Annotated in this window: 16 protein-coding genes; 10 read left to right on the plus strand and 6 right to left on the minus strand. The window is 69.5% G+C overall.

The genetic code is table 11. From position 1 onward, the window contains the following. Positions 1-51 precede the first annotated feature (51 nt). The 3 genes from ACFWBF_RS11980 to ACFWBF_RS11990 all read right to left on the minus strand — a co-directional run bounded on the left by ACFWBF_RS11980 (position 52) and on the right by ACFWBF_RS11990 (position 3,636). Entirely contained in the window at positions 52-1,449 is a 1,398-nt protein-coding gene (locus ACFWBF_RS11980) for a cytochrome P450 (protein ID WP_385599095.1), read from the minus strand. Between the two features lie 114 nt (positions 1,450-1,563). Continuing rightward, positions 1,564-3,093, minus strand: coding sequence for a helix-turn-helix domain-containing protein (locus ACFWBF_RS11985; protein ID WP_385599098.1), 1,530 nt, complete (start codon positions 3,091-3,093; stop codon positions 1,564-1,566). A 57-nt stretch (positions 3,094-3,150) separates the two neighbouring features. Continuing rightward, on the minus strand, positions 3,151-3,636 hold the full coding sequence (locus tag ACFWBF_RS11990) for a MarR family winged helix-turn-helix transcriptional regulator (protein WP_385599100.1): 486 nt from the start codon (positions 3,634-3,636) through the stop codon (positions 3,151-3,153). A 98-nt stretch (positions 3,637-3,734) separates the two neighbouring features. Between ACFWBF_RS11990 and ACFWBF_RS11995 the strand changes: the two genes are divergently transcribed. Continuing rightward, on the plus strand, positions 3,735-4,640 hold the full coding sequence (locus tag ACFWBF_RS11995) for a haloalkane dehalogenase (protein ID WP_385599102.1): 906 nt from the start codon (positions 3,735-3,737) through the stop codon (positions 4,638-4,640). A gap of 39 nt (positions 4,641-4,679) precedes the next feature. On the opposite strand, the gene ACFWBF_RS12000 is transcribed toward ACFWBF_RS11995, so the two are convergent. After that, on the minus strand, positions 4,680-6,839 hold the full coding sequence (locus ACFWBF_RS12000; RefSeq protein WP_385599105.1) for a DUF6585 family protein: 2,160 nt from the start codon (positions 6,837-6,839) through the stop codon (positions 4,680-4,682). Positions 6,840-7,227: 388 nt separating this feature from the next. Between ACFWBF_RS12000 and acnA the strand changes: the two genes are divergently transcribed. From acnA to ACFWBF_RS12020, 4 genes are all read left to right on the plus strand, one after another. Then, positions 7,228-9,945 carry an aconitate hydratase AcnA gene (gene acnA, locus ACFWBF_RS12005; RefSeq protein WP_385599107.1) on the plus strand — a complete coding sequence of 906 codons (2,718 nt, stop codon included), beginning with the start codon at positions 7,228-7,230 and terminating at the stop codon, positions 9,943-9,945. 315 nt (positions 9,946-10,260) lie between these two features. Then, positions 10,261-11,694, plus strand: coding sequence for an N-acetylglucosamine/diacetylchitobiose ABC transporter substrate-binding protein (ngcE, locus tag ACFWBF_RS12010; RefSeq protein WP_385599110.1), 1,434 nt, complete (start codon positions 10,261-10,263; stop codon positions 11,692-11,694). Between the two features lie 43 nt (positions 11,695-11,737). Next, a complete protein-coding gene (locus tag ACFWBF_RS12015) occupies positions 11,738-12,682 on the plus strand; it encodes a carbohydrate ABC transporter permease (RefSeq protein WP_385599113.1) in 945 nt (314 codons plus the stop codon). 13 nt (positions 12,683-12,695) lie between these two features. Next, on the plus strand, positions 12,696-13,622 hold the full coding sequence (locus tag ACFWBF_RS12020; RefSeq protein WP_385599115.1) for a carbohydrate ABC transporter permease: 927 nt from the start codon (positions 12,696-12,698) through the stop codon (positions 13,620-13,622). On the opposite strand, the gene ACFWBF_RS12025 is transcribed toward ACFWBF_RS12020, so the two are convergent. Beyond that, positions 13,615-14,337 carry an MgtC/SapB family protein gene (locus ACFWBF_RS12025; protein ID WP_385599118.1) on the minus strand — a complete coding sequence of 241 codons (723 nt, stop codon included), beginning with the start codon at positions 14,335-14,337 and terminating at the stop codon, positions 13,615-13,617. The two genes, ACFWBF_RS12020 and ACFWBF_RS12025, sit on opposite strands and share 8 nt — an antisense overlap. A 28-nt stretch (positions 14,338-14,365) precedes the next feature. Continuing rightward, positions 14,366-17,086 carry a magnesium-translocating P-type ATPase gene (mgtA, locus tag ACFWBF_RS12030; RefSeq protein ID WP_385599122.1) on the minus strand — a complete coding sequence of 907 codons (2,721 nt, stop codon included), beginning with the start codon at positions 17,084-17,086 and terminating at the stop codon, positions 14,366-14,368. A 592-nt stretch (positions 17,087-17,678) separates the two neighbouring features. On the opposite strand from mgtA, the gene ACFWBF_RS12035 reads away from it, so the two are divergent. The 5 genes from ACFWBF_RS12035 (at position 17,679) to dxs (ending at position 24,594) form a co-directional block, all read left to right on the plus strand. After that, positions 17,679-18,893 carry an ROK family protein gene (locus tag ACFWBF_RS12035; protein ID WP_385599125.1) on the plus strand — a complete coding sequence of 405 codons (1,215 nt, stop codon included), beginning with the start codon at positions 17,679-17,681 and terminating at the stop codon, positions 18,891-18,893. A gap of 118 nt (positions 18,894-19,011) precedes the next feature. Further along, on the plus strand, positions 19,012-20,118 hold the full coding sequence (locus ACFWBF_RS12040) for a sugar ABC transporter substrate-binding protein (RefSeq protein WP_385599128.1): 1,107 nt from the start codon (positions 19,012-19,014) through the stop codon (positions 20,116-20,118). Positions 20,119-20,308: 190 nt separating this feature from the next. After that, complete coding sequence (locus tag ACFWBF_RS12045) at positions 20,309-21,097, plus strand: ATP-binding cassette domain-containing protein (protein WP_385599130.1); 789 nt, start codon at positions 20,309-20,311, stop codon at positions 21,095-21,097. Between the two features lie 26 nt (positions 21,098-21,123). Continuing rightward, a complete protein-coding gene (locus ACFWBF_RS12050) occupies positions 21,124-22,413 on the plus strand; it encodes a sugar ABC transporter permease (protein WP_385599316.1) in 1,290 nt (429 codons plus the stop codon). Between the two features lie 264 nt (positions 22,414-22,677). Next, positions 22,678-24,594: a 1-deoxy-D-xylulose-5-phosphate synthase gene (dxs, locus tag ACFWBF_RS12055; RefSeq protein ID WP_385599133.1), complete on the plus strand. Its 1,917-nt coding sequence runs from the start codon at positions 22,678-22,680 to the stop codon at positions 24,592-24,594. The last annotated feature ends 75 nt before the right edge of the window (positions 24,595-24,669 follow it).

The following is a 24,669-nucleotide window of genomic DNA, read 5'->3' on the forward strand; positions in this document are numbered from 1 at the left end:
CCAGCAGCAGAAGTCACACAGCAACTAACGATCAACTACTGGCGCAGGACACTAGCCCTGCGCGGCCCAGGCGTCCGGTCGGCGGAGCCGGCAGCGCGCCGGGCCGGTGGTGCGCAGGGTGATCCCGGCGGTGACCGGGACCTCGGTGTCCACGGCCTCGAACTCGTAGGCCCGCAGGATCATCGCCAGCGCGATCACCGACTCCAGCATCGAGAAGTGCTGCCCGATGCAGGCGCGCGGACCCCCGCCGAAGGGGAACCAGGCGTAGCGCGGCCGGGCCGCTTCCGCCTCCGGGGTGAATCGGTCGGGGTCGAAGCGCTCCGGGTCCGGCCAGTACCGGGGGTGGCGGTGCGTCACCCAGGGGGCGAGGATCACGTCCGCCCCCGCCGGGACGGCGTGCCCGTCGATCTCGCAGGCCGCGACCGCGCGCCGCCCGATGGCCGGGGCCGCCGGGTACAGCCGCATCGCCTCCTTGAGCACCTGCGTGAGGTACGGGAGCCGGTCGAGGTCGGCGGCTCCCGGCGTACGGTCGCCCAGGACGCGGGAGACCTCCTCGCGGGCCCGGCTCTGCGACTCGGGGTGGCGGGCCAGCAGGTGCAGGGAGAAGGCGAGCGAGGTGGCGGTCGTCTCGTGCCCGGCGAGCAGGAAGATCAGCACCTGCTCGCGCAGCTCGGTGGCGTCGAACTCCCCGTCGTCCGTGCTCGTGGCGGCGGCGAGCAGGCTCAGCAGGTCCTCGCCCTCTTCGGCCGGGCCGCGGCCGCGCCGCGCGGCGATGATCTTGTCGCAGGCGGCGTACAGCTCGTCCATCGCGGCGGCCGCCCGCCGGTTGGCCGGGGTGGGCCAGCTGCGCGGGATGTTGACGGGGGAGTAGCCCCGGCGCAGCGCGTACTGCGTGATGACCGGAAAACACCGGTCCACGACGTCGACGGTGGTGTCCACGTCCGTGCCGAACAGGATCCGGGCGACCGCGCGCAGGGCGAGGTGCATCATCTCGTCGGAGACGTCGACGACCCCGTCCGGCGCCTGTGTCCAGGCGGCGATGGTCGACCGGGTCTCGGCGGCGACCGCGTCCGCGTACCCGTCCACCCGGCGCTTGGTGAACAGCGGCTGGACCAGCCGCCGCTGGCGCAGGTAGTCCTCGTCCTGGCTGGTCAGCAGGCCGTTGCCGAAGGCGTCCCGGATCTCCTGGTAGAAGGGGTTGTCCTTGCGGAAGTTGGCCGCCTGGGCCGCCAGGACCTGCTGGACGCCCTCGGCGGAGAAGACGCAGTGGAGCTCGGCGCGCAGTCCGGGCGGCCCCGCGGTGATCCGGACGACGTCACCGTGCTCGTGCAGGGCGCGCAGATAGGTGCCGATCGAGTCCGATCTCAGGTCGAAGAGCGACCCGAGCACCGGCACCCCCGCAAGCCCGGGGACCGCCGCACCGGTGCCCGTGTCCGAATCCACTGCCATGGCCGCCCCCTTGACGCCGTACGAACTCCCGATTGTGCCGGGTCGCCGGTGCGGGGGCGGCCTGCCGTACCGGATCCGGCCGGTTCCGGCCGGTTCCGGATCACCTTCCGGCCACTAGATGTCGCGGAAGATCTCGATCTGGGCGCCGACCGAGTTGAGGCGTTCCGCCAGTTCCTCGTAGCCGCGGTTGATGACGTAGACGTTGCGCAGGACCGAGGTGCCCTCGGCCGCCATCATCGCGAGGAGGACCACCACCGCCGGGCGCAGGGCCGGCGGGCACATCATTTCCGCCGCGCGCCAGCGGGTGGGGCCCTCGACCAGGACGCGGTGGGGGTCCAGGAGCTGGAGGCGGCCGCCGAGGCGGTTGAGGTCGGTCAGGTAGATCGCCCGGTTGTCGTACACCCAGTCGTGGATCAGGGTCTGGCCCTGGGCCACCGCGGCGATGGCCGCGAAGAACGGGACGTTGTCGATGTTCAGCCCGGGGAACGGCATCGGGTGGATCTTGTCGATCGGCGCCTCGAGCTTCGACGGGCGGACCGTCAGGTCCACCAGGCGGGTGCGGCCGTTGTCGGCGCAGTACTCCGCCGAGCGGTCGTGGTCGAGGCCCATCTCCTCCAGGACCGCGAGCTCGATCTCCATGAACTCGATCGGCACCCGGCGGATGGTCAGCTCGGACTCCGTGACCACCGCGGCGGCGAGCAGGCTCATCGCCTCGACCGGGTCCTCGGAGGGGGAGTAGTCCACGTCCACGTCGATGTTCGGTACGCCGTGCACCGTCAGCGTGGTGGTGCCGATGCCCTCGAGCTTTACGCCCAGCGCCTCCAGGAAGAAGCACAGGTCCTGGACCATGTAGTTGGAGGAGGCGTTGCGGATGACGGTGACGCCGTCGTGCCGGGCGGCGGCCAGCAGCGCGTTCTCGGTGACCGTGTCCCCGCGCTCGGTCAGCACGATCGGGCGGCCGGGGGAGACCCCCGCCTCGACCTGCGCGTGGTAGATGCCCTCCGTCGCGGTGATGTCCAGGCCGAAGCGGCGCAGGGCGATCATGTGCGGCTCGATGGTGCGGGTACCGAGGTCGCAGCCGCCCGCGTACGGCAGCCGGAAGCGGTCCATCCGGTGCAGCAGGGGGCCGAGGAACATGATGATGCTGCGGGTGCGGCGGGCCGCGTCCGCGTCCATGGCGTCCATGTCGAGGCGGGCCGGCGGGACGATCTCCAGGTCCACGCCGTCGTTGATCCAGCGGGTGCGGACGCCGATGGAGTTCAGGACCTCCAGGAGGCGGTAGACCTCTTCGATGCGGGCCACGCGCCGGAGCACCGTGCGGCCCTTGTTGAGGAGGGAGGCGCACAGCAGCGCGACACACGCGTTCTTGCTCGTCTTGACGTCGATCGCACCGGACAGCCGGCGCCCGCCGACGACGCGCAGGTGCATCGGGCCGGCGTAGCCGAGGGAGACGATCTCGCTGTCGAGCGCTTCGCCGATCCGGGCGATCATCTCAAGGCTGATGTTTTGGTTGCCGCGCTCGATCCGGTTCACCGCGCTCTGGCTGGTTCCGAGCGCATCGGCGAGCTGACTCTGTGTCCAGCCCCGGTGCTGCCGGGCGTCACGGATGAGCTTGCCGATGCGTACGAGGTAGTCGTCTGCCATGGCTGCACCGTATCTCAGATATGAGATTCCGCTCGCGCGGGGTACGCCGTACGGGTGTTACCCGCCGTCAGCTCCCATGGTGGCGTCGGCGTGCGCGTGGTGTTCGACGAGGCGGCCGAGGAGCCGGGTGAGCTGCTCGCGCTCGGTGGCGGACAAAGGGGACAGAAGCTCCTCCTGGGCCGCGGTGAGGAGTTGCTCCAGCTTGCACAGTCTGCGCAGGCCGAGCGGTGTGAGGGTGATGACGTTGCGCCGGCGGTCGGCGGGGTCGGGGGTCCGCTCGACCAGCTCGCGCTCGGCGAGTTCGTTGATGACGGCGACCAGGTCGCTGCGGTGGATGCCGGTGCGGCCGCTCAGCGCGGCCTGGCTCGCGGGCCCGAACTCCTCCAGGGCGACCAGCGCCGCGTAATGCCATTTGCGGGCATCTGCCCCGTTCAGTCCCTCGGCCACCAGCCGTTGGGCGTGCGCCGAGGCCTGGCCCAGCAGTCGGCTCGGCAGCTCCCGCAGTCGCGCCGGAACGGCGGCCCGTCCCTCATCCGTGGTCATGCCGCGAGTCTATCCATTGCGTTGGTGGCACTAACGGTATAACTTCGTTCGTGGCACTAACGTTAGTGTCACGAACGATAAACGGAGAGGGGCCCGCCATGGCCACGATCGACGTACTCGACTCGACCATGTACTACGAGGAGCTCGGCGCGGGCGGCGGCGAAGGCGGCCGGGGCGCCGGCTCCGTCCCCTTCGTGTTCCTGCACGGAAACCCCACCTCCTCCCACCTCTGGCGCGGCGTACTGCCCCGCATCGAGGGTGCGGAGCAGGGCCGGGTGCGCGTCCTCGCCCCGGACCTCATCGGCATGGGCCGCTCCGGCAAGCCCGGCGGCGCGTACCGCTTCGAGGACCACGCGCGCTACCTGGACGCCTGGTTCGACGCGCTCGGTCTGGACCGGGTCGTCCTCGTCGGCCAGGACTGGGGCGGGGCGCTCGCCTTCGACTGGGCGGCCCGGCACCCGGGGCGGGTCCGCGGCGTCGCCTTCATGGAAACGATCCTGCGGCCGATGACCTGGGAGGAGTACCCCGCCGCCGCCCGCGCCCGGTTCGAGGCGATGCGTATGCCGGGGGTGGGGGAGGAGATGGTCCTGGACCGGAACCTCTTCATCGAGGACAGCATCCGCCGAACGGTCCTGAACCCGATGAGCGAAGCCGACCGGGCCGTCTATGCCGCCCCCTACCCCACCCGCGAGAGCCGGCTGCCGATGCTCCAGTGGGCCCGGTCGATGCCGCTCGGGGGCGAACCCGCCGATGTGGTCGCGCGCGTCGAGGAGTACGGCGCCTGGCTGTCGGTCAGCCCCGAAGTGCCCAAACTGCTGCTCACCTTCGACGGCTCGCCCGCGCTGATGGTCGGCCCCGAACAGGCCGCCTGGTGCGAGGAGAACATCTCGGCACTGGAGAGCGAGTACTGCGGCGCCGCCGCCCACCTGTGCCCGGAAGACCGGCCGCAGGAGATCGCCGCCGCCGTCAACTCCTGGGCGGCCCGCCACGGCCTCGCCGACTGAACCCCGGGACCGCGCCGGCCGCGCTCTGCCCCCGCGCCGCTACCGCTCCCCGGCCGACTTGTGCAGGTGCTCGGCGAGCGTCTGGAAGACGAAGAAGTTCGGGATCTCGCTCACCTTCGCGCGCGCCATGGCCCGGCGCCGCCCCTTGAGCGTGATCCTGACCCACCCGCCCGCGACGTGGACCGCCTCGACCCGGTCCCACGCGGCCGGCCTCTCACGCGCCGTCACCGCCTCCCGGCTCAGGGAGAACGCGCCGAAGGCCACCGCCCGGCCCTCGTGGACCGCAGCCAGTGCCCCGGGCAGCCGGGCCGCCGTCACGGCCTCCTGGAGCGCGGGGCCCCACCGGTCCGCGTCCGGCGCGATCCGGCCGGGCAGCAGGACCGAGCCGTCGGGACGGGTCAGCCGGTACGCGTGGGTCGTGTGGGTGTACGCCCCGTTGTAGAAGTGCCGTACGACGTTCTGGCACACCGAGAGCGCGTCCCAGCGGCACGCTTCGGCCTCGCCGTCGGGCCCCGCGACGACCAGCCCCCGCTCGAAGAAGTGCAGCCGCGTGCGCCCCCGGCCCGAGATGCGTGCGGCCAGCGAGCGCATCCCCAGCGCCGCGGCGATCGCGCCCCCGGCCATCGAGCCCCCGGCGACGGAGGTGTCGTACGACGCCGTGTGGACACCGAGGCCCGCCTGCTCCGCCGCCGCCCGGACCTGCGCCGTGCCGGCGCCCTGCCCGTCCTGCGGATCCACCGCGACCAGCTCGGCGCCGCCCCCCGACGGCGCCGGGCCGGTCGCGGCCATCCGCGCCCTGGGCCCCGTACCGGGGTACTGGGCCCAGACGTTCATCAGTCCGCTGCCGTCGATCTCGAAGGTGACCTCGACGCGCGGGGCGCCCCGACGTCCGCCGGGCGGCGGTCCGGCCAGCTCGATCGTGCCCAGCAGCTCGTTGTCCGCGGCCTCGGCCTGCTCGCCCTGGTAGACGCGGAAGGCCAGGGGCCCGCTCCCGGTGCGGGCGAAGAGCATGGAGCACTTGGCCGGAAGGGTGGTGTTGCGCTCGACGACCCGCGTCATGGCGCCGCCCGCGGTCTCCACGCCCAGCGACTTGCAGGTGGCGTCGAGCAGCAGGGCGTCCCGGCGCGCCTGCGTGAGGACCGCGGCCTGGATCGCGGCCCCGCTCACGGCGCCTTCGTCCCCGTACGCCCCCCGGACCGGCTCCAGCCCGCCGGTCAGCTCGCGTACGAGGTTCACGAAGGCGGGCATCCGGGTCGCGCCGCCGGCCAGCACGACGTGGTCGATCTCACCCAGCGCGATGCCCGCGTCCCTGACGACCTGGTAGAACACGGGCGCGCAGCGCTCCAGGAGCCCGCTCGTCAGCCGTTCGAACTCGACGCGGGTCAGCCGCTCCTCCAGGTGCAGCGGGCCGTCGGCCGAGGCGGCGATGAACGGCAGGCTGACGGTGGTCTCCGAGGCCGAGGAGAGGTCGGTCTTCGCCTGCTCGGCCGCCTCGCGCAGCCGCCGCGCCGCCGCCTCGTCCCCGTACAGGTCCACCCCGTGCAAGGCGCGGAACCGCGCGGCGAGCCGGTCGGCCACGGCCAGGTCCCAGTCGCCCCCGCCCAGGCCGCAGTCTCCGGCGCCGGCCTTGACCTCGGCGACGACCTCGCCGCCGCCGGCCCGGCCGGCCTCCATCAGGCACACGTCGAAGCTGCCGGCGCCCAGCCGGACCACGAGCACGGTCTCGTCCGCACCGGCCCTGCCCGCCCCGTACGCCAGGCCCACCGCGGCGGGCTCGCTGACGACGCGCAGCACCGTGAGGCCCGCGAGCGCCCCGGCCTCCCGGGTGGCTTGTCGCTGCGCCTCGCCGAAGTCGGCCGGAACGGTGATCACCGCCTCGGTCACCGGCTCGCCGAGGCGGGCCTCGGCGTCGCTCTTCAGCCGGCCGAGCAGGAGCGCGGCGATCCGCTGCGCGGTGTACGTCTCCCCGTCGACCCGCACGGTCCAGTCGGTGCCCAGGCGCCGCCTGACCGCGTGGACGGTGCGCCCGGGATTGGTGACGGCCTGGCGCCGGGCGGCCTCGCCGACCAGGACCTCGCCGTCGGTGGCGAAGGCGACCACGGAGGGGATGGCCAGGGAGCCCCCGCGGCCCCCGCTCCCGTCGGGGACGAACACGGCGCAGCGGTCCGTACCCAGGTCGATCCCCACCGCACGTGCCACAGCAGCCCCCTGACGCGGAACTCCGACCCCCCGGGGCTCCTCGGAGCAGGATAGGGAGCGCGGCGGTGTGCACGAAGGGGCGTACGGGTGCTCGGGGCCCGGCGTGTTCGCGCCGTGTGCGCCGGTCGCCGAGGTGCGAACGGGTCCGCGCGCGTACCCGCGGGGTCCCGCCCGGGCGCCCGTGACGGATGGCCCGACGGGTCCGCGCCTCGTCCGCGGCGCGGACATGTACTAGAGTTATCTCGACATCGAGATATCTGCCCAAGACGTACCGCAGCCGTCCCGCTGGTAAGGGTGACCTAACTTAGCCTCACCTTAGCGGATAGGCCAGAGTGCCTCGCGGCAGGATTGCGGTAAAAGCGCGAATTCATGCATGAAGGAGACTGTCGTGTCGGCGAACAGCTTCGACGCCCGCAGCACGCTGCAGGTGGGCGACGAGTCGTACGAGATCTTCAAGCTGGACAAGGTCGAGGGCTCCGCCCGCCTTCCCTACAGCCTGAAGGTGCTGCTGGAGAACCTGCTCCGTACCGAGGACGGCGCGAACATCACCGCCGACCACATCCGGTCGCTCGGCAACTGGGACTCGCAGGCCCAGCCCAGCGAGGAGATCCAGTTCACGCCGGCTCGCGTGATCATGCAGGACTTCACCGGCGTGCCCTGCGTCGTGGACCTCGCCACCATGCGTGAGGCCGTGAAGGCGCTCGGCGGCGACCCGGCGAAGATCAACCCGCTCTCGCCCGCCGAGATGGTGATCGACCACTCGGTCATCGCCGACAAGTTCGGCACGAAGGACGCCTTCGCGCAGAACGTCGAGCTGGAGTACGGCCGCAACAAGGAGCGCTACCAGTTCCTGCGCTGGGGCCAGACCGCCTTCGACGACTTCAAGGTCGTCCCGCCGGGCACCGGCATCGTCCACCAGGTCAACATCGAGCACCTGGCCCGCACGGTCATGGTCCGTAATGGCCAGGCGTACCCCGACACCCTCGTCGGCACCGACTCGCACACCACCATGGTCAACGGCCTGGGCGTGCTGGGCTGGGGCGTCGGCGGCATCGAGGCCGAGGCCGCGATGCTCGGCCAGCCGGTCTCCATGCTGATCCCGCGCGTCGTGGGCTTCAAGCTGACCGGCGAGCTGCCGGCCGGCACCACCGCCACCGACCTCGTGCTGACGATCACCGAGATGCTCCGCAAGCACGGCGTCGTCGGCAAGTTCGTCGAGTTCTACGGTGAGGGCGTCGCCGCCACCTCCCTCGCGAACCGCGCCACCATCGGCAACATGTCGCCGGAGTTCGGCTCCACCGCCGCGATCTTCCCGATCGACGACGAGACCCTGAAGTACCTGCGCCTGACCGGCCGCGACGCCCAGCAGGTCGCGCTCGTCGAGGCGTACGCCAAGGCCCAGGGCCTGTGGCTGGACCCGGCCGCCGAGCCGGACTTCTCCGAGAAGCTGGAGCTCGACCTCTCCACGGTCGTCCCCTCCATCGCCGGCCCGAAGCGTCCGCAGGACCGCATCGTCCTCGCGAACGCCGCGCAGCAGTTCGCCCAGGACGTGCGCAACTACGTCGACGACGCCGACGAGGCGGGCAAGGAGTCCTTCCCGGCCTCCGACGCCCCGGCGAACCACCCGAACGGTGGCCCGTCGAAGCCCACCCTGGTCACCCTGGCCGACGGCTCCTCCTTCGAGATCGACCACGGCGCCGTCACCGTCGCCGCGATCACCTCGTGCACCAACACCTCGAACCCCTACGTCATGGTGGCCGCGGCCCTCGTGGCCAAGAAGGCGGTCGAGAAGGGTCTGACCCGCAAGCCCTGGGTCAAGACCACCCTGGCCCCGGGCTCGAAGGTCGTCACCGACTACTTCGACAAGGCCGGCCTCACCCCGTACCTCGACAAGATGGGCTTCAACCTCGTCGGGTACGGCTGCACCACCTGCATCGGCAACTCCGGTCCGCTGGACGAGGAGATCTCGAAGGCGATCAACGAGCACGACCTCGCGGTCACCTCGGTTCTCTCCGGCAACCGCAACTTCGAGGGCCGGATCAACCCCGACGTCAAGATGAACTACCTGGCCTCCCCGCCGCTGGTCGTCGCGTACGCCATCGCGGGGTCCATGAAGGTGGACATCACCACGGACGCCATCGGTACCGACACCGACGGCAAGCCGGTCTTCCTCAAGGACATCTGGCCCTCCGAGGCCGAGGTCAACGACGTCGTGGCGAACGCCATCGGCGAGGACATGTTCAACAAGTCCTACCAGGACGTCTTCGCGGGCGATGCCCAGTGGCAGGCGCTGTCGATCCCGACCGGCAACACGTTCGAGTGGGACCCGCAGTCCACCTACGTCCGCAAGCCCCCTTACTTCGAGGGCATGACGATGGAGACCACCCCGGTCTCCGACATCGCCGGCGCGCGCGTGCTGGCGAAGCTGGGCGACTCGGTCACCACCGACCACATCTCCCCGGCCGGTGCGATCAAGGCCGACACCCCGGCCGGCAAGTACCTCACGGAGCACGGCGTCGAGCGCCGCGACTTCAACTCGTACGGTTCCCGCCGCGGCAACCACGAGGTCATGATCCGCGGTACGTTCGCCAACATCCGCCTGCGCAACCAGATCGCGCCGGGCACCGAGGGCGGCTTCACCCGCGACTTCACCGCCGACGGCGCGCCGGTCGCGTTCATTTACGACGCCTCGCAGAACTACCAGGCCGCCGGCATCCCGCTGGTCATCCTGGCGGGCAAGGAGTACGGCTCGGGCTCGTCCCGCGACTGGGCGGCCAAGGGCACCGCGCTGCTCGGCGTCAAGGCCGTCATCGCCGAGTCCTACGAGCGCATCCACCGCTCCAACCTGATCGGCATGGGCGTCCTGCCCCTGCAGTTCCCCGAGGGCGCCACGGCGGCCTCCCTGGGCCTCACCGGCGAGGAGACCTTCGCCTTCACCGGTGTGGAGGAGCTGAACAACGGCACCACCCCGCGCACCGTCAAGGTCACCACCGACACCGGTGTGGAGTTCGACGCGGTCGTCCGCATCGACACGCCGGGTGAGGCGGACTACTACCGCAACGGCGGCATCATGCAGTACGTGCTCCGCAACCTCATCCGCGGCTAAGGGCGCGCCAAGCGGAGTCCGTCTCCGCTTCTCGGCACCATAGGGCCGTATCCCCGTCAAGGGGATACGGCCCTTCCGCTTTTCTCGATGGCGGTGCCAGGTGACGGACAGGTCTCAACTCGGAAAAGCTGGCGGTCATCCTTGTGCGCGATCTTGCTCAGGTAAGCGGAAGTGGACTATACCTGTGCCCGTCCAGGTCGCCTCGGTATGAGCGGCCCCGGACCGGGAGGACGGCGGGGAGCTGCGGCGTTGTCCGCGTGCACGGCAACTGCCGTGTTTTCCCGTCTCCTTCACACTTCTGACGAAGGCGAGGACATGAGCATGGCATCAACCGGTGAGGGCCTCGGCCGCCGTGATCTGATCAAGCGCTCCGCGGCACTCGGACTGATCACCGTGCCGACGATGAGCTTCCTGTCCGCCTGTGCCTCCGGGGGCGAGGAGTCCTCCACGAAGGGCCCCGACAAGGGGGTCGTGACCAAGGAGAACCCCTTCGGCGTCGCGAAGGGCGGCAAGCTGGACGTCGTCGTCTTCAAGGGCGGCTTCGGCGACGACTACGCGAAGGCCTGGGAGGCCGCCTTCGACAAGAAGTGGGGCACCACCAGCGCGCACCTGGGCACCCAGGAGATCACCGCGAAGCTCCAGCCCCGCTTCAACGGCGGCAACCCGCCGGACGTCGTCGACGACGCCGGCGCCCAGCAGATCAAGCTCGACGTGCTCGTCAAGGGCGGTCAGCTCGCCGACCTCGCCGCGGTGCTCGACGCCCCCTCGCTCGACGATCCGGCCAAGAAGGTGCGCGACACCCTCATCGCCGGGACCGTGGAACAGGGCACCCAGGGCGGCAAGTTCGTCGCCCTGAACTACGTCTACACCGTCTTCGGTTTCTGGTACTCCGGCAAGCTGTTCAAGGACAAGGGCTGGACGGCGCCGAAGACCTGGGACGAGTTCCTCGCGGTCTGCACCAAGGCCAAGGAAGCGGGCATCGGCGGCCTCGCCCACCAGGGCAAGTACCCGTACTACATCAACGTCGTCATCATGGACCTGATCGCCAAGAAGGGCGGTCTGGACGCGATGAAGGCGATCGACAACCTGGAGCCCAACGCCTTCGCGGACAACCCGGCGGCCCTCGCAGCCGTCGAGGCGGTCTACGAGGTGGTCGAGAAGGGCCTGCTGATGCCGGGCACCAACGGCCTCACCCACACGGAGTCCCAGACCGCCTGGAACCAGTACAAGGCCGTCTTCATCCCCTCCGGCTCCTGGCTGGAGAACGAGCAGCTGAAGCAGACCCCGGAGGACTTCGACATGAAGTTCCTGCCGGTCCCCCTGCTCGCGGACAGCAAGCTCCCCTTCGAGGCCATCCGGGCCGGCGCCGGCGAGCCGTTCATCGTCCCGGAGAAGGCCGCCAACAAGGCCGGAGGCATGGAGTTCCTCCGTTCGATGCTGTCCCGCGAATGGTCGACGATCTTCGCCCAGCAGGCCAACTCGCTCACCGTCGTCAAGGACGGGGTGGACCCCAAGGTCAAGCTGCGGCCGGGCACGCAGTCGGCGGTGGAGTCGCTCAAGAGCGCCGGTGACAACACCTTCAACTACCTGTACACCGAGTGGTACAGCGAGATGGGCACGGAGATCGAGAACGCGTCCAATGAGCTGATGGCGCAGCGGATCCAGCCAAAGGAATGGATCAAGCGGGCCCAGGCTGCGGTAGACAAGGCGGCCAAGGACCCGAACGCGAAGAACAACCACCGCAGCTGACGCCGCGTCCACCGGTCACCCGGCAATACCAGGGACGGACACCATGAGCCACGTAGCCCAGGGGAGAGGGAAGGGCGGCTTCATCGCCGGCTTCCTCATCGCGCCACTCGCATTGTATTTGACCTTCGTCATCTGGCCGTACGTTCAGACGTTCGGCTATTCCTTCACCAACTGGACAGGCCAGTCGCCGACCTTCGATTTCGTCGGCCTGGACAACTATTCGGCGTTGCTGAAGGACGAGGTCTTCCGCGGCGCACTGTGGCACAACCTGCTGCTCCTGGTGTTCGGCCCGGTGATCACCATCCTGCTGGCCCTCTTCTTCGCCTTCATGGTGAACGCGGGAGGGCGCAGCGGGGCCGGCGGAGTGCAGGGAGTCGCGGGCTCGCGCGTCTACAAGATCGTCTACTTCTTCCCGCAGGTCCTCTCCCTCGCGATCCTCGCCGTGCTCTTCGGCGCGGTCTACCGCAGCGACGAGGGCGGTCTGCTCAACGGCTTCCTCATCAAGCTCGGCCTGGTCGACGCGCAGCACCCCGTCGAATGGCTCAACGAGCCCAAGTTCGTCGTATGGTGCCTGCTGTTCGTGGTCGTCTGGTCCGGCGTCGGCTTCTACCTCGTCCTCTTCTCCGCGGCCATGCAGTCCGTCCCCAAGGACATCTACGAGGCCGCACTACTCGACGGCGCCGGACGCGCCCAGACCTTCTTCAAGGTCACCCTGCCGCTGCTGTGGGATTCTGTGCAGACCGCCGCGGTCTATCTGGGCATCGCCGCGATGGACATGTTCGTGCTGGTGTCGACCATGACGTCGGGCCAGTTCGGCGGCGGTCCCGACCACCACAGCGAGGTCATGGCCACGGTGCTGATGCGCAACTTCCTGTACTTCGGCAAGAGCGGTTACGCCTGTGCCATGGGCGTGGTCATGCTCGTCCTGACCATGATCCTCTCCGTCATCACGCTGCGCGCCACCCGCCGCGAGCGCATCGAGTTCTGAGCGGGAGACCATCATGACCACAGTGATCAAGGCTCCGGGCGAAAAGTCCGCGGAGCGGTCCGGCGGAGCCGGACGGGCGAAGGAGCGGGAGAGCCGCCGCTCCGAGGGCATGGTCCTCAACGTCTTCTCGCACGGGTTCCTCGCCCTCTGGGCGATACTGATCGTGCTGCCCCTGATCTGGCTCGTCCTCGGATCCTTCAAGACCGACGCGCAGATCGGCGGCTCGGCCCTGAGCTGGCCCTCCAACTGGCACTTCGACGCCTTTTCGCGGGCCTGGACCAAGGGCATCGGCGGCTACTTCGCCCACACGCTGATCGTGCTGGTGTTCTCGGTGCCGCTGACCATGCTGCTCGGCTCGATGGCCGCGTACGTACTGGCCCGCTACCCCTTCAAGGGCAACCGGCCCGTCTACTACTTCTTCGTCAGCGGGGCCATGTTCCCCGTCTTCCTGGCGCTCGTGCCGCTGTTCTTCATGGTCAAGCGCTTCGACATGCTGAACACCTACCAGGGCCTGATCCTGGTGTACGTCGCCTACTCGATGCCCTTCACCGTCTTCTTCATGCACTCCTTCTTCAGGACGCTGCCCACGGCGATCCACGAGGCGGCGGTCATCGACGGGGCCTCCGACACCCGGATCTTCTTCCAGGTGATGCTGCCGATGGCCAAGCCCGGCCTGATCAGCGTCGGGATATTCAATGTCCTGGGCCAGTGGAACCAGTACATCCTGCCCGCCGTGCTCATGCAGCCGCAGACGAGCTCGGACCCCGAGCGCTACATGCTCACCCAGGGCCTCATCCAGCTCCAGCAGCAGATGGGGTACGAGACGGACCTGCCGGTGCTGTTCGCCGGCGCCACCATCGCGATCATCCCGATGCTCGCCGTCTACCTGTCCTTCCAGCGCCAGATCCAGGCCGGCCTGACCTCCGCCACCCTCAAGTAGGGTCGGGCACGACCGACCAGCTGACCGCCGATACCGAGGGGTCGAGCGAGAGGTTGCTGACCGCTTCCTCCAGCGCCCGGCCCCCCTCTCCCTCGGCGGTCAGCAGCGCCGACACCGTCACCAGGCCGTCCTTCGGGCCGTCCTGGCTGCGGATCGAGCGCAGCTGGTAGCCCGGCCGGCCCAGCGCGTCGACCACCCGGTGGCGGATGTGAGCCTCCTCCGCCTCCAGGCACACCGCCTCGAAGTGGACGTCGGTGGCCACCTCGGCCCCGCCGCGCGGCTCGCGGTCCATGCGCCGACCCAGCGGGCGCAGCAGGAGGTTGGCCCCCACCACCCCCACCGTCCCGAAGGCGGCCAGGACGAACAGGCCCACGCCGGCCAGGCAGCCCACCGCCGCCGAACACCACAGGGTGGCCGCCGTGTTCAGGCCCCGCACGCTCAGCCCGTCACGCATGATCACCCCGGCTCCGAGGAAACCGATCCCGGAGACGATCTGCGCCGCGACCCGCGAGCCGTCGTAGTTCACCTCCGAGACCGTGCTCAGGAACCCGTACTGCGAGAGCAGCACGAACAGCGCGGCGCCACCCGCCACCAGGGCGTTCGTACGCAGCCCCGCCATCCGGGCGCGCCACTGCCGTTCCAGGCCGATCGCCGCCCCGAACCCGAGCGCGGCGGCCAGGTGCCCGGCCATCTCCCATTCCGTGAGAAGCGTCATCGGCCTTTCTCCTTCCTCCGCAGGGTTCTCACAGCCAGGTGTTGAACGTGCGGATGTACCAGGTCTTCACGAGCTGGGTGAGCGTGCAGTACGCGAGGAGCACGCCGATCAGCCACGGGAAGTAGCTCGCCGGCAGGGCCACGAAGCCCAGCGAGGAAGCCAGCGGCGAGAAGGGCAGGTAGAGCCCGGTCAGCACCGCGAGGATCGTCATCACCATCACCGGCCAGGAGGCCCGCGACTGGATGAAGGGGATCTTGCGGGTGCGGATCATGTGGACGACCAGGGTCTGCGAGAGCAGGCCCTCGACGAACCAGCCGGACTGGAAGAGCGCTTGGCCGGCCTCGTTGTCGGCGGCGAAGACGTTCCACATGATCAGGAACATCGCGATGTCGAAGAGGGAACTGACGGGGCCGATGGTCACCATGAAGCGCAGGATGCCCTTGGCGTCCCAGTTCCGCGGCTTGCGCAGGTACTCCTCGTCCATCCGGTCCCACGGCGTCGCCAGCTGGGCGATGTCGTAGACCAGGTTCTGCACCAGCAGCATGATCGCGAGCATCGGCTGGAAGGGGAGGAACGCGCTCGCCACCAGCACCGAGAAGACGTTGCCGAAGTTCGACGACGCCGTCATCTTGATGTACTTGATCGTGTTGCCGAAGGTGGTCCGGCCCTGGATGACGCCCTGCTCCAGGACGGTCAGGTCCTTCTCCAGCAGGATGATGTCGGCGGACTCCTTGGCGATGTCGACGGCGGTGTCGACCGAGATGCCGACATCGGCGTCCCGCAGCGCCGCCGCGTCGTTGATGCCGTCCCCGAGGAAGCCGACGGTGTGCCCGTCCGCCTGCAGGGCCCGTACGATGCGGGCCTTCTGGACCGGGTTGACCTTGGCGAAGACCGTCGTACGGGCGGCCAGCGCGCGCAGCGCCGCGTCCTCGAGGGCGTCGGTCTCCGAGCCCGAGACCACGTGGCCCACGTCGATGCCGACGTCCGCGCACACCCGGGCGGCGACGAGCTCGTTGTCGCCGGTCACCACCTTCACCGCGATGCCCTTGTCGGCCAGGCCCCGCAGGGCCGCGGCGGCGTCGGCCTTCGGCGGGTCGAGGAAGGCGAGGAAGCCGATCAGGGTCAGCTGCTCCTCGTCGGCGACCGTGTAGGTGTCGCGCGCGCTGCGGACGGTGCGGGTGGCGACGGCCAGGACGCGCAGGCCCTGGCGGTTGTTGTCCTCGGCGATGCGGGTGACGTGCCAGCGCAGCTGCTCGGTCAGTTCGACCTTCTTGCCGCGGTCCGTCATGTGCGTGCAGAGGGCCAGGACCTCTTCCACGGCGCCCTTGGTGATCATGACGTGCTCGGGGCGGCCGAGTTCGCCCACCATGCTGTTGCGGTTGAGGACCACGGACATCCGGCGCCGGGCGAAGTCGAAGGGGATCTCGTCGACCATCGAGAACCGTGCGTCGACGACAACCTCCTCGGCCTCGCCCACGCGGTCGATGACCGCCTGGTCCATCAGGTTCTTCAGGCCGGTCTGGAAGCGCGAGTTGAGGTAGCCGTACTCCAGGACCTCGTTGTCCTCGTTGCCGTGCACGTCCAGGTAGCGGTCCAGGACGATCCGGTCCTCGGTGAGGGTGCCGGTCTTGTCGGTGCACAGCACATCCATGGCGCCCAGGTTCTGGATCGCGTTGAGCCGCTTGACGACGACCTTGCGCTTGGACATGGCCACGGCGCCGCGCGCCAGGTTGGCGGAGACGACCATCGGCAGCATCTCGGGGGTCAGGCCGACCGCGACGGCGATGCCGAAGAGGAGGGCCTCGTCCCAGTCGCCCTTGGTGAAGCCGTTGACCATGAAGACGACCGGGACCATCACCAGCATGAAGCGGATCAGCAGGAAGCTGACCTTGCGCACGCCGGTGTCGAAGTTGGTCTGCGGGCGCTCGCCGACCAGCGAACCGGCCATCGAGCCGAAGTAGGTGTCGGAGCCGGTGGCGACGACGACTCCGGTGGCGGTGCCGGAGGTGACCGAGGTGCCCATGAGGCAGATGTTGTCGGCCTCGACGGGGTCCGTGGTCTCGCACTGGCCGAGGTCGTCCGCCCGGGTGTCGGCCTTGGCGACGGGCAGGGACTCGCCGGACAGCGCGGCCTGGCCGACCATCAGGTCCTTGGAGGTGATGAGCCGCAGGTCGGCCGGGATCAGGTCGCCGGCGGCCAGCTTGACCAGGTCGCCCGGGACCACCTGGTCCATGGGCACTTCGAAGGCGGTCGGGCCCGAGCCGCTGCCGGCCCGGCGAAGCACCGCGCAGGTGGTGGTGACGAGCTTCTTCAGCGCCTCGGCGGCCCGGCCCGAGCGGTACTCCTGCCAAAAGCGCAGCAGTCCGCTGATCGCCACCATCACGGAGAGGATGATGACGCCCTCGTCCGCGGGGTCCTGCCAGAACATGATCGCGGCCAGGAAGACCAGGACGGCGATGAAGGGGTTGCAGTACGCCTTCGCGAGCTGGACGAACCAGAGGGGGGCGCGCTGCCGGGCGACGGCGTTGGGGCCGTGCCGCTCCAGGCGCAGGGCGGCCTCGGCGTGGGTGAGGCCGTTGCGGGAGGTGTCCACGTCCTGAAGGACCTGGACGCCCGGGCGGGCGCTGATCGAGACGAGGCGCTCGCCGACGAGCCGGGTACAGGTCTCCAGCTCGGCGGCCTTGCGCTCGCGGCGGTTGCGGCCCGGCGGTGCGAGCTTCGTCGGGGTACGTGGGGTGAGCATGGTCATGACGGCTGCCTCCCTCCACGGCATCCGGGCAGCACGAAGCCGCGCGGTCACGTGGAGTGGTCACGGGTCGGCGCACGGGGGCCCGCGAGGGCCGCGGCGCGCACGCCGATGGGCATGGATGACGCACGGCCCGGCGCGGGGGTCGGGGCGTGCGGAAGGGATCGCGAAGATGAATGCAGGAAGCGGCGCGGCGGCGGGGAGCCGCGGCCGGGCGCACACTCGAAGAAAGGGTCAGCCGGTCAGAAAGGGTCTGAGCTGGTCAGCCGACGAGAGCGCTGCAAGGACTTCGATCGGGACTCATCCCGAACACCTCCTTGCGTAGCGCGGTCATTGCGGGGCGCCCGGTCCGGCCGGAAGGCCGCAGAGGATCGGCGCCTCAGCGACCGTAGCACGATCTTCCGAGACCCTCCCTCCTCCTTTTGACCGGTTGTGGCCGATTCGTGCAGCGTCAGCCTCTTGACGTCGCGATGAGCAAAGGCTCGACTTAAGGTTCACAAGTTGGAGAGACGCCGGGGTCTCGGAGCACGCAGCCGCGACGGCCCGGCCGGGGGGCGACGGCTGGCCGTCGCTTATGGGCAGGAGTGGATGAGTCGTGCAGACTCCCGGATCGCAGTCCTCGCTGCATCGCGCGAACCTCGAACGGGTCGTACGCGCGGTGCGGCTGGCGGGTTCGCTGACCCAGGCGGAGATCGCCCGTACCACCGGACTGTCGGCGGCCACGGTCTCCAACATCGTCCGGGAGCTCAAGGAGGGCGGGACCGTCGAGGTCACGGACACCTCGGCCGGCGGCCGGCGGGCGCGCAGCGTCTCGCTCAGCGGTGACGCCGGCATCGTCATCGGCGTCGACTTCGGCCACACCCACCTGCGGGTGGCCGTCGGCAACCTCGCCCACCAGGTCCTCGCCGAGGAATCCGAACCGCTGGACGTGGACGCCTCCTGGGCGGAGGGCTTCGACCGGGCCGAAGCCCTGGTCGGGCGCCTGATCGCGGGCATCGGGGTGGGCCTGGAGAAGGTCATCGGTGTCGGGCTCGGTGTGCCGGGCCCGATCGACGTGGAGTCCGGAACCCTCGGTTCCACCGCGATCCTGCCGGGCTGGGCCGGGATCAACCCCCGCCAGGAACTCTCCCAGCGCCTGGGCGTGCCCGTGTACGTGGACAACGACGCGAACCTCGGGGCCCTCGGTGAACTCGTATGGGGGAGCGGGCGGGGAGTAAAGGACCTCGCCTACATCAAGGTCGCCAGCGGTGTCGGCGCGGGGCTCGTGATCAACGGCCAGATCTACCGGGGACCCGGCGGAACGGCCGGCGAGATCGGGCACATCACGCTGGACGAGTCCGGCCCCGTCTGCCGCTGCGGCAACCGCGGCTGCCTGGAGACCTTCGCCGCCGCCCGGTACGTGCTGCCGCTCCTGCAGGGCAGCCACGGACCGGAGTTGACCATGGAGCGGGTGGTCGAGCTGGCCCGCCAGGGGGACCCCGGCTGCCGCCGCGTCATCACGGACGTGGGCCGTCACATCGGCAGCGGAGTGGCCAGTCTGTGCAACCTCCTGAACCCGAGCCGGGTGGTGCTCGGGGGCTCGCTGGCCGACGCCGGTGAACTGGTACTGGCTCCCATCCGTGAATCCGTGGGGAGGTACGCGATTCCCAGCGCGGCGCGGCAATTGTCGGTGCTCACGGGGTCGCTGGGCGGGCGGGCCGAGGTGCTGGGCGCGCTGGCCCTCGTACTCAGCGAGATGGGTGATTCGACCCTTTTGACGGAAAATAGTAGTGGAGTGCGTGCCCCAGCAGTCTTGTCTTCAGTTAGATAACGGATGGCACCGTTGTCATCTCGTTAAGGATTCACTCCTTGACGCCAAGATTGCGGCCGGGGTTGACTCACATCCACCTCGGCCGCAGTGTTGCGGCCTCGTCAGGGAGGTTCAAGTAATGAACACGCGTATGCGCAGAGCCGCCGTAGCCGTAGCCGCCGGCGCCATGGCCGTTTCCCTTGCTGCCTGTGGCAGCGCGAAGGAGGCCGGAGACAAGACCAAGGAATCCGGCGCCGCCAAGGGTGACGCGATCAAGGTCGGTCTGCTCCTGCCGGAGAACCAGACCGCGCGCTACGAGAAGTTCGACAAGCCGCTCATCGAGAAGAAGATCGCCGAACTTACGGGCGGCAAGGCCGAGGTGGTCTACGCCAACGCCAAGCAGGACGCGACCACGCAGAACTCGCAGGTCGACACGATGATCACCAACAAGGTGGACGTCCTGATCGTCGACGCCGTGGACGCCAAGGCCATCGCCGGCTCGGTCAAGAAGGCGAAGGAGGCCGGCATTCCGGTCGTCGCCTACGACCGTCTGGCCGAGGGCCCGATCGACGCCTACACCTCCTTCGACAACGAAGAGGTCGGCAAGGTCCAGGGCAAGGCGCTCCTGGAGGCCCTGGGCGACAAGGCCAAGGACGGCCAGATCGTCATGATGAACGGCTCCGTCACCGACCCGAACGCCAAGCTGTTCAAGCAGGGCGCGCACTCCGTCCTCGACGGCAAGGTGAACATCGGCAAGGAGTACGACACCGTCGAGTGGAAGCCCGAGAACGCCAACACGAACATGGCGGGCGCGATCTCGGCGCTCGGCAAGGACAAGATCATCGGCGTCTACTCGGCCAACGACGGCATGGCCGGCGGCATCATCACCGCCCTCAAGGCCGGCGGTCTGAACCCCCTGCCCCCGGTCACCGGCCAGGACGCGGAACTCGCCGGTGTGCAGCGCATCGTGGCGGGCGAGCAGTTCATGAGCGTCTACAAGCCGTACGCCCCCGAGGCCGAGGCCGCCGCGAAGATGGCCGTCGCCCTCGCCAAGGGTGAGAAGCCCGCGGGCACCTCCACGGTCGACAGCGGCACCGCCAAGGCCGTCCCGTCCGTGCTGATCCCGGTCGTCTCGCTCACCAAGAACAACATCAAGGACACCGTCGTCAAGGACGGCGTCTACACGGTCGACGAGATCTGCACCGACAAGTACGCGGCCGCCTGCACCACCCTCGGCCTGAAGTAAGGCCCCCGTCGCCCTCCGGGAGGGCGACCCCCGCGCCTGTCCGGCGCCCCGCCCCCAACTCCCGCCACCGGCGGAGCGCCGGACAGAAACGTTTCCCTTCTTCATTCCTTGTCTGTCTGTTGTCTGTCCCCCCATTCACCCCGCTCCTGCTCTTTTGCACGACATCCCCGCCGGTCAGGCGGCGAAGGAGATGGTTCATGTGTCCGCTGCGCCCGTGCTGGCGTTGCGAGGGGTCTCGAAGCGGTTCGGCGCCGTTCAGGCCCTCACCGACGTAGAACTCGAGATCCACTCCGGCGAGGTGGTCGCCCTCGTCGGCGACAACGGCGCCGGTAAGTCCACGCTGGTCAAGACGATTGCCGGCGTGCACCCCATCGATGACGGAGTCATCGAGTGGGAGGGCCGTCCGGTCACGATCGGCAAGCCCCACGACGCCCAGAACCTGGGCATCGCGACGGTCTACCAGGACCTCGCGCTGTGCGACAACATCGATGTCGTCGGCAACCTCTTCCTGGGCCGCGAGCTCAAGCGCCGCGGTGTCCTGGACGAGGTGGAGATGGAGCGCCGCGCCCGCGAGCTCCTGACCACCCTGTCCATCCGGATCCCCAGTGTCCGCATCCCGATCGCCTCGCTCTCCGGCGGTCAGCGCCAGACCGTGGCGATCGCCCGCTCCATGCTGGGCGAGCCCCAGCTCGTCATCCTCGACGAGCCCACCGCCGCCCTCGGCGTCGAGCAGACCGCACAGGTCCTCGACCTCGTGGAGCGGCTGCGCGAGCGCGGCCACGCCGTCATCCTCATCAGCCACAACATGGCCGATGTGAAGGCCGTCGCCGACAAGGTGGCGGTGCTGCGGCTGGGCCGCAACAACGGCGTCTTCAACGTCGCCGACACCTCGCAGGAAGAGATCATTTCCGCCATCACCGGTGCCACGGACAATGCCGTGACCCGCCGGGCGGCCCGCACCGGGGAGGCCCGCAAGTGAGCACCCAGAATCCCCCCGCCGGTCCGCTGGGCAAGGGCCCGGCCGGCCAGGCGGAGCACATCGACCCGATCAATCCGGCCGCCGCGCCGGATGCCATCCCGGCCGTCGACCCCCGGCTGCTCGTCCGGGAGCAGGGCCTCAGCGGGTACTTGAACGAGTTCGGCCGCAAGCTCAAGGCAGGCGACCTGGGCTCCGTCCCGGTGGTCCTCGGCCTGATCATCATCTGGACCATCTTCCAGACGCTGAACTCGAACTTCCTCGCCCCGGAGAACCTCACCAACATCGCGATCACGATGGTCGCCACCGGCATGATGGCCGTCGGCATCATCTTCGTGCTGCTGCTCGGCGAGATCGACCTCTCGGTCGGTTCGGTCAGCGGCGTCTCGGGTGCGATCGTGGCGGTCCTCGCCGTCACCCACGGCGTCAACGAATGGCTGGCGATCCTCGCGGCCGTCGCGGGCGGCGCCCTGATCGGCTCCATCCACGGCTTCTTCTTCGCCAGGATCGGCGCTCCGGCCTTCGCCGTCACCCTTTCGGGCCTGCTCTTCTGGTCCGGCGCCATGCTGCAGATCCTCGGCAGCAACGGCACGATCAACCTCGACTCCGACGGTGTGGTGGGCAAGCTCACCACGTACTACTTCTCGGACGTGGCCGTGGGCTACGGGCTGGCCGCGGTCGCGGTGGCCGGGTACTTCCTCGCCTCCTTCACCGACTCGCGGCGCCGCGAAGCGGCCGGGGTCCCCTCCCGGCCCCTCGCGGAGATCCTGCTGCGCACCGGCCTGCTCGCCGTGTTCACCTTCGGTCCCGCCGTGGTGTTCAACCAGTACAAGGGCCTGCCGCTCGCGGTGGTGCTGTTCGTGCTGGCCCTGGTCGGCACGGACTTCGTGCTGCGCCGCACCTCGTTCGGGCGAAACGTTTTCGCACTCGGCGGCAGCGTCGAGGCCTCCCGCCGTGCGGGCATCAACGTCAACCGGGTCCGCATCTCGGTCTTCGCCATCGCCGGCACCTTCGCCGCCATCGGCGGACTCTTCTGGGCCTCCAAGATCGCGGCGGCCAACCAGAGCGCCGGCGCCGGCGACCTGCTGATGAACGTGATCGCGGCGGCCGTGATCGGCGGCACCAGCCTCTTCGGCGGCCGCGGCCGGACCTGGAACGCGCTCCTCGGCGTCATGGTCATCACCTCCATCCAGTACGGTCTGGCCCTGGAGGGAATCGCGACGCCGATCCAGTACATGATCACCGGTGCGGTGCTGCTGGCCACCGTGGTGATCGACTCGGTCACTCGCAAGACCCAGAAGTCGGCCGGACGCGCCTGATCGCGCGCCCGCAGGCAGCAGCCGCCGGCCGAGCCGGCGGTAAGAACCGTCACAGTGCCCGGTGCCACTTCGCGTGGCGCCGGGCACCTGTGCGTATATATGTGCGTACGAGTGTGCGGGCATACGCCCGTTTGGGATGTGTGGCCGCGCGCCGGTGTGTACAGGTATGACAAAGGTGTGACCCGACCGGGACCGCCCGATGATGCCCGCCGCGAGCGGAACATTAGACTCGACAGACCAGCAAGCAACTGCAAGGAGGCACGGGTGCTGCTGACCCGCATCAAGGGACCGCGCGATCTGGACCGGCTCAGCCAGGAGGAGCTCAACCAGCTCGCCGCCGAGATCAGGTCCTTCCTCGTCGACGCCGTCTCCAAGACCGGCGGGCACCTCGGCCCCAACCTCGGTGTGGTCGAACTGACGATCGCCTTGCACCGGGTCTTCGACTCGCCCAAGGACAAGGTCCTCTTCGACACCGGCCACCAGGCCTACGTCCACAAGCTGCTCACCGGCCGTCAGGACTTCGGGAACCTGCGCTCCAAGGGCGGCCTGTCGGGCTACCCGTCGCGCGCCGAGTCCGACCACGACGTGATCGAGAACTCGCACGCCTCCACCGTGCTGGGCTGGGCCGACGGCATCGCCAAGGCCAACGAGGTGCTCGGCCGGGAGGACCATCACGTCGCCGCCGTCATCGGTGACGGCGCGCTGACCGGAGGCATGGCCTGGGAGGCGCTGAACAACATCGCCGCCGCCAAGGACCGCCCGCTGGTGATCGTCGTCAACGACAACGAGCGCTCGTACGGCCCCACCATCGGCGGCCTCGCGAACCACCTGGCCACCCTGCGCACCACGGACGGCTACGAGCGCTTCCTGGCCCGCGGCAAGGACCTCCTGGAGCGCACGCCGGTCGTCGGCAAGCCCCTCTACGAGACCCTGCACGGCGCCAAGAAGGGCCTCAAGGACTTCATCGCCCCGCAGGGCATGTTCGAGGACCTGGGCCTGAAGTACATCGGCCCCATCGACGGCCACGACATCGAGGCCCTGGAGTCCGCCCTCACGCGCGCCAAGCGCTTCAGCGGCCCGGTCATCGTGCACTGCCTCACCCAGAAGGGCCGGGGCTACGAGCCGGCCGTCCAGGACGAGGCGGACCGCTTCCACGCGGTCGGCGTGATCCACCCGGACACCGGCCTGCCGGTCTCCACGGACGCCGCCAGCTGGACCTCCGTCTTCGCCGACGAGATGGTCAAGCTCGGCAAGGAGCGCAAGGACATCGTCGCGATCACCGCGGCCATGCTCCAGCCGGTCGGCCTGAAGAAGTTCGCGGACGCCTACCCGGACCGGATCTTCGACGTCGGCATCGCCGAGCAGCACGGCGCCACCTCGGCGGCGGGCCTGGCCACGGGCGGCGCGCATCCCGTCTTCGCGGTGTACGCGACCTTCCTCAACCGTGCCTTCGACCAGGTCCTGATGGACGTGGCCCTGCACAAGTGCGGTGTCACCTTCGTCCTGGACCGGGCCGGTGTCACCGGCACCGACGGCGCCTCGCACAACGGCATGTGGGACATGTCCATCCTCCAGGTCGTCCCCGGCCTGCGGCTGGCCGCCCCGCGCGACGCCGAGCAGCTGCGCGCCCAGCTCAACGAGGCCGTCCTGGTGAAGGACGCGCCGACCGTCGTGCGCTTCTCCAAGGGTGTCGTCGGCCCGGCCGTCCCGGCCGTCGGCAAGATCGGCGGCATGGACGTGCTGCGCACCCCGGCCGACGAGGTCACCCGTCCGGACGTACTGATCGTCTCGGTCGGCGCACTCGCCCCGATGTGCCTGGAGATCGCCGACCTGCTCGACAAGCAGGGCATCTCCGCGACCGTCGTCGACCCCCGCTGGGTCAAGCCGGTGGACGAGGCCCTGGCCCCGCTCGCCGACCGCCACCGCGTGGTCGTCACCGTCGAGGACAACAGCCGCGCCGGCGGCGTGGGTTCCGCCGTCGCGCAGGCCCTGCGGGACGCGGGTGTCGACGTACCGCTGCGTGACTTCGGCATTCCGCAGCGCTTCCTCGACCACGCCACCCGCAAGGAGGTCATGGCCGAGATCGGGCTGACGGCGCCGGACATCGCCCGGCAGGTCACCGGCCTGGTCGCAAAGCTGGACGGGCGTTACGAGAGCGAGCCGGCCGCCGCCGTCGACTAGTGCTGTGACCGGACATGGGGCCGGCGCGCGCGGTTGCACCTCACGGGCCGGGAGATCACCCTTGAAGGGTGGGCC

This window comes from Streptomyces sp. NPDC060028 (assembly GCF_042736725.1).
Classification (GTDB): domain Bacteria; phylum Actinomycetota; class Actinomycetes; order Streptomycetales; family Streptomycetaceae; genus Streptomyces.

What these genes read in the sequence shown, in the direction of transcription:
- ACFWBF_RS11980 (WP_385599095.1), bottom strand. Translation starts at nt 1,449, where the DNA reads ATGGCAGTGGATTCGGACACGGGCACCGGTGCGGCGGTCCCCGGGCTT.
- ACFWBF_RS11985 (WP_385599098.1), bottom strand. Translation starts at nt 3,093, where the DNA reads ATGGCAGACGACTACCTCGTACGCATCGGCAAGCTCATCCGTGACGCC.
- ACFWBF_RS11990 (WP_385599100.1), bottom strand. Translation starts at nt 3,636, where the DNA reads ATGACCACGGATGAGGGACGGGCCGCCGTTCCGGCGCGACTGCGGGAG.
- ACFWBF_RS11995 (WP_385599102.1), top strand. Translation starts at nt 3,735, where the DNA reads ATGGCCACGATCGACGTACTCGACTCGACCATGTACTACGAGGAGCTC.
- ngcE (WP_385599110.1), top strand. Translation starts at nt 10,261, where the DNA reads ATGAGCATGGCATCAACCGGTGAGGGCCTCGGCCGCCGTGATCTGATC.
- ACFWBF_RS12015 (WP_385599113.1), top strand. Translation starts at nt 11,738, where the DNA reads ATGAGCCACGTAGCCCAGGGGAGAGGGAAGGGCGGCTTCATCGCCGGC.
- ACFWBF_RS12020 (WP_385599115.1), top strand. Translation starts at nt 12,696, where the DNA reads ATGACCACAGTGATCAAGGCTCCGGGCGAAAAGTCCGCGGAGCGGTCC.
- ACFWBF_RS12025 (WP_385599118.1), bottom strand. Translation starts at nt 14,337, where the DNA reads ATGACGCTTCTCACGGAATGGGAGATGGCCGGGCACCTGGCCGCCGCG.
- mgtA (WP_385599122.1), bottom strand. Translation starts at nt 17,086, where the DNA reads ATGACCATGCTCACCCCACGTACCCCGACGAAGCTCGCACCGCCGGGC.
- ACFWBF_RS12040 (WP_385599128.1), top strand. Translation starts at nt 19,012, where the DNA reads ATGAACACGCGTATGCGCAGAGCCGCCGTAGCCGTAGCCGCCGGCGCC.
- ACFWBF_RS12045 (WP_385599130.1), top strand. Translation starts at nt 20,309, where the DNA reads ATGGTTCATGTGTCCGCTGCGCCCGTGCTGGCGTTGCGAGGGGTCTCG.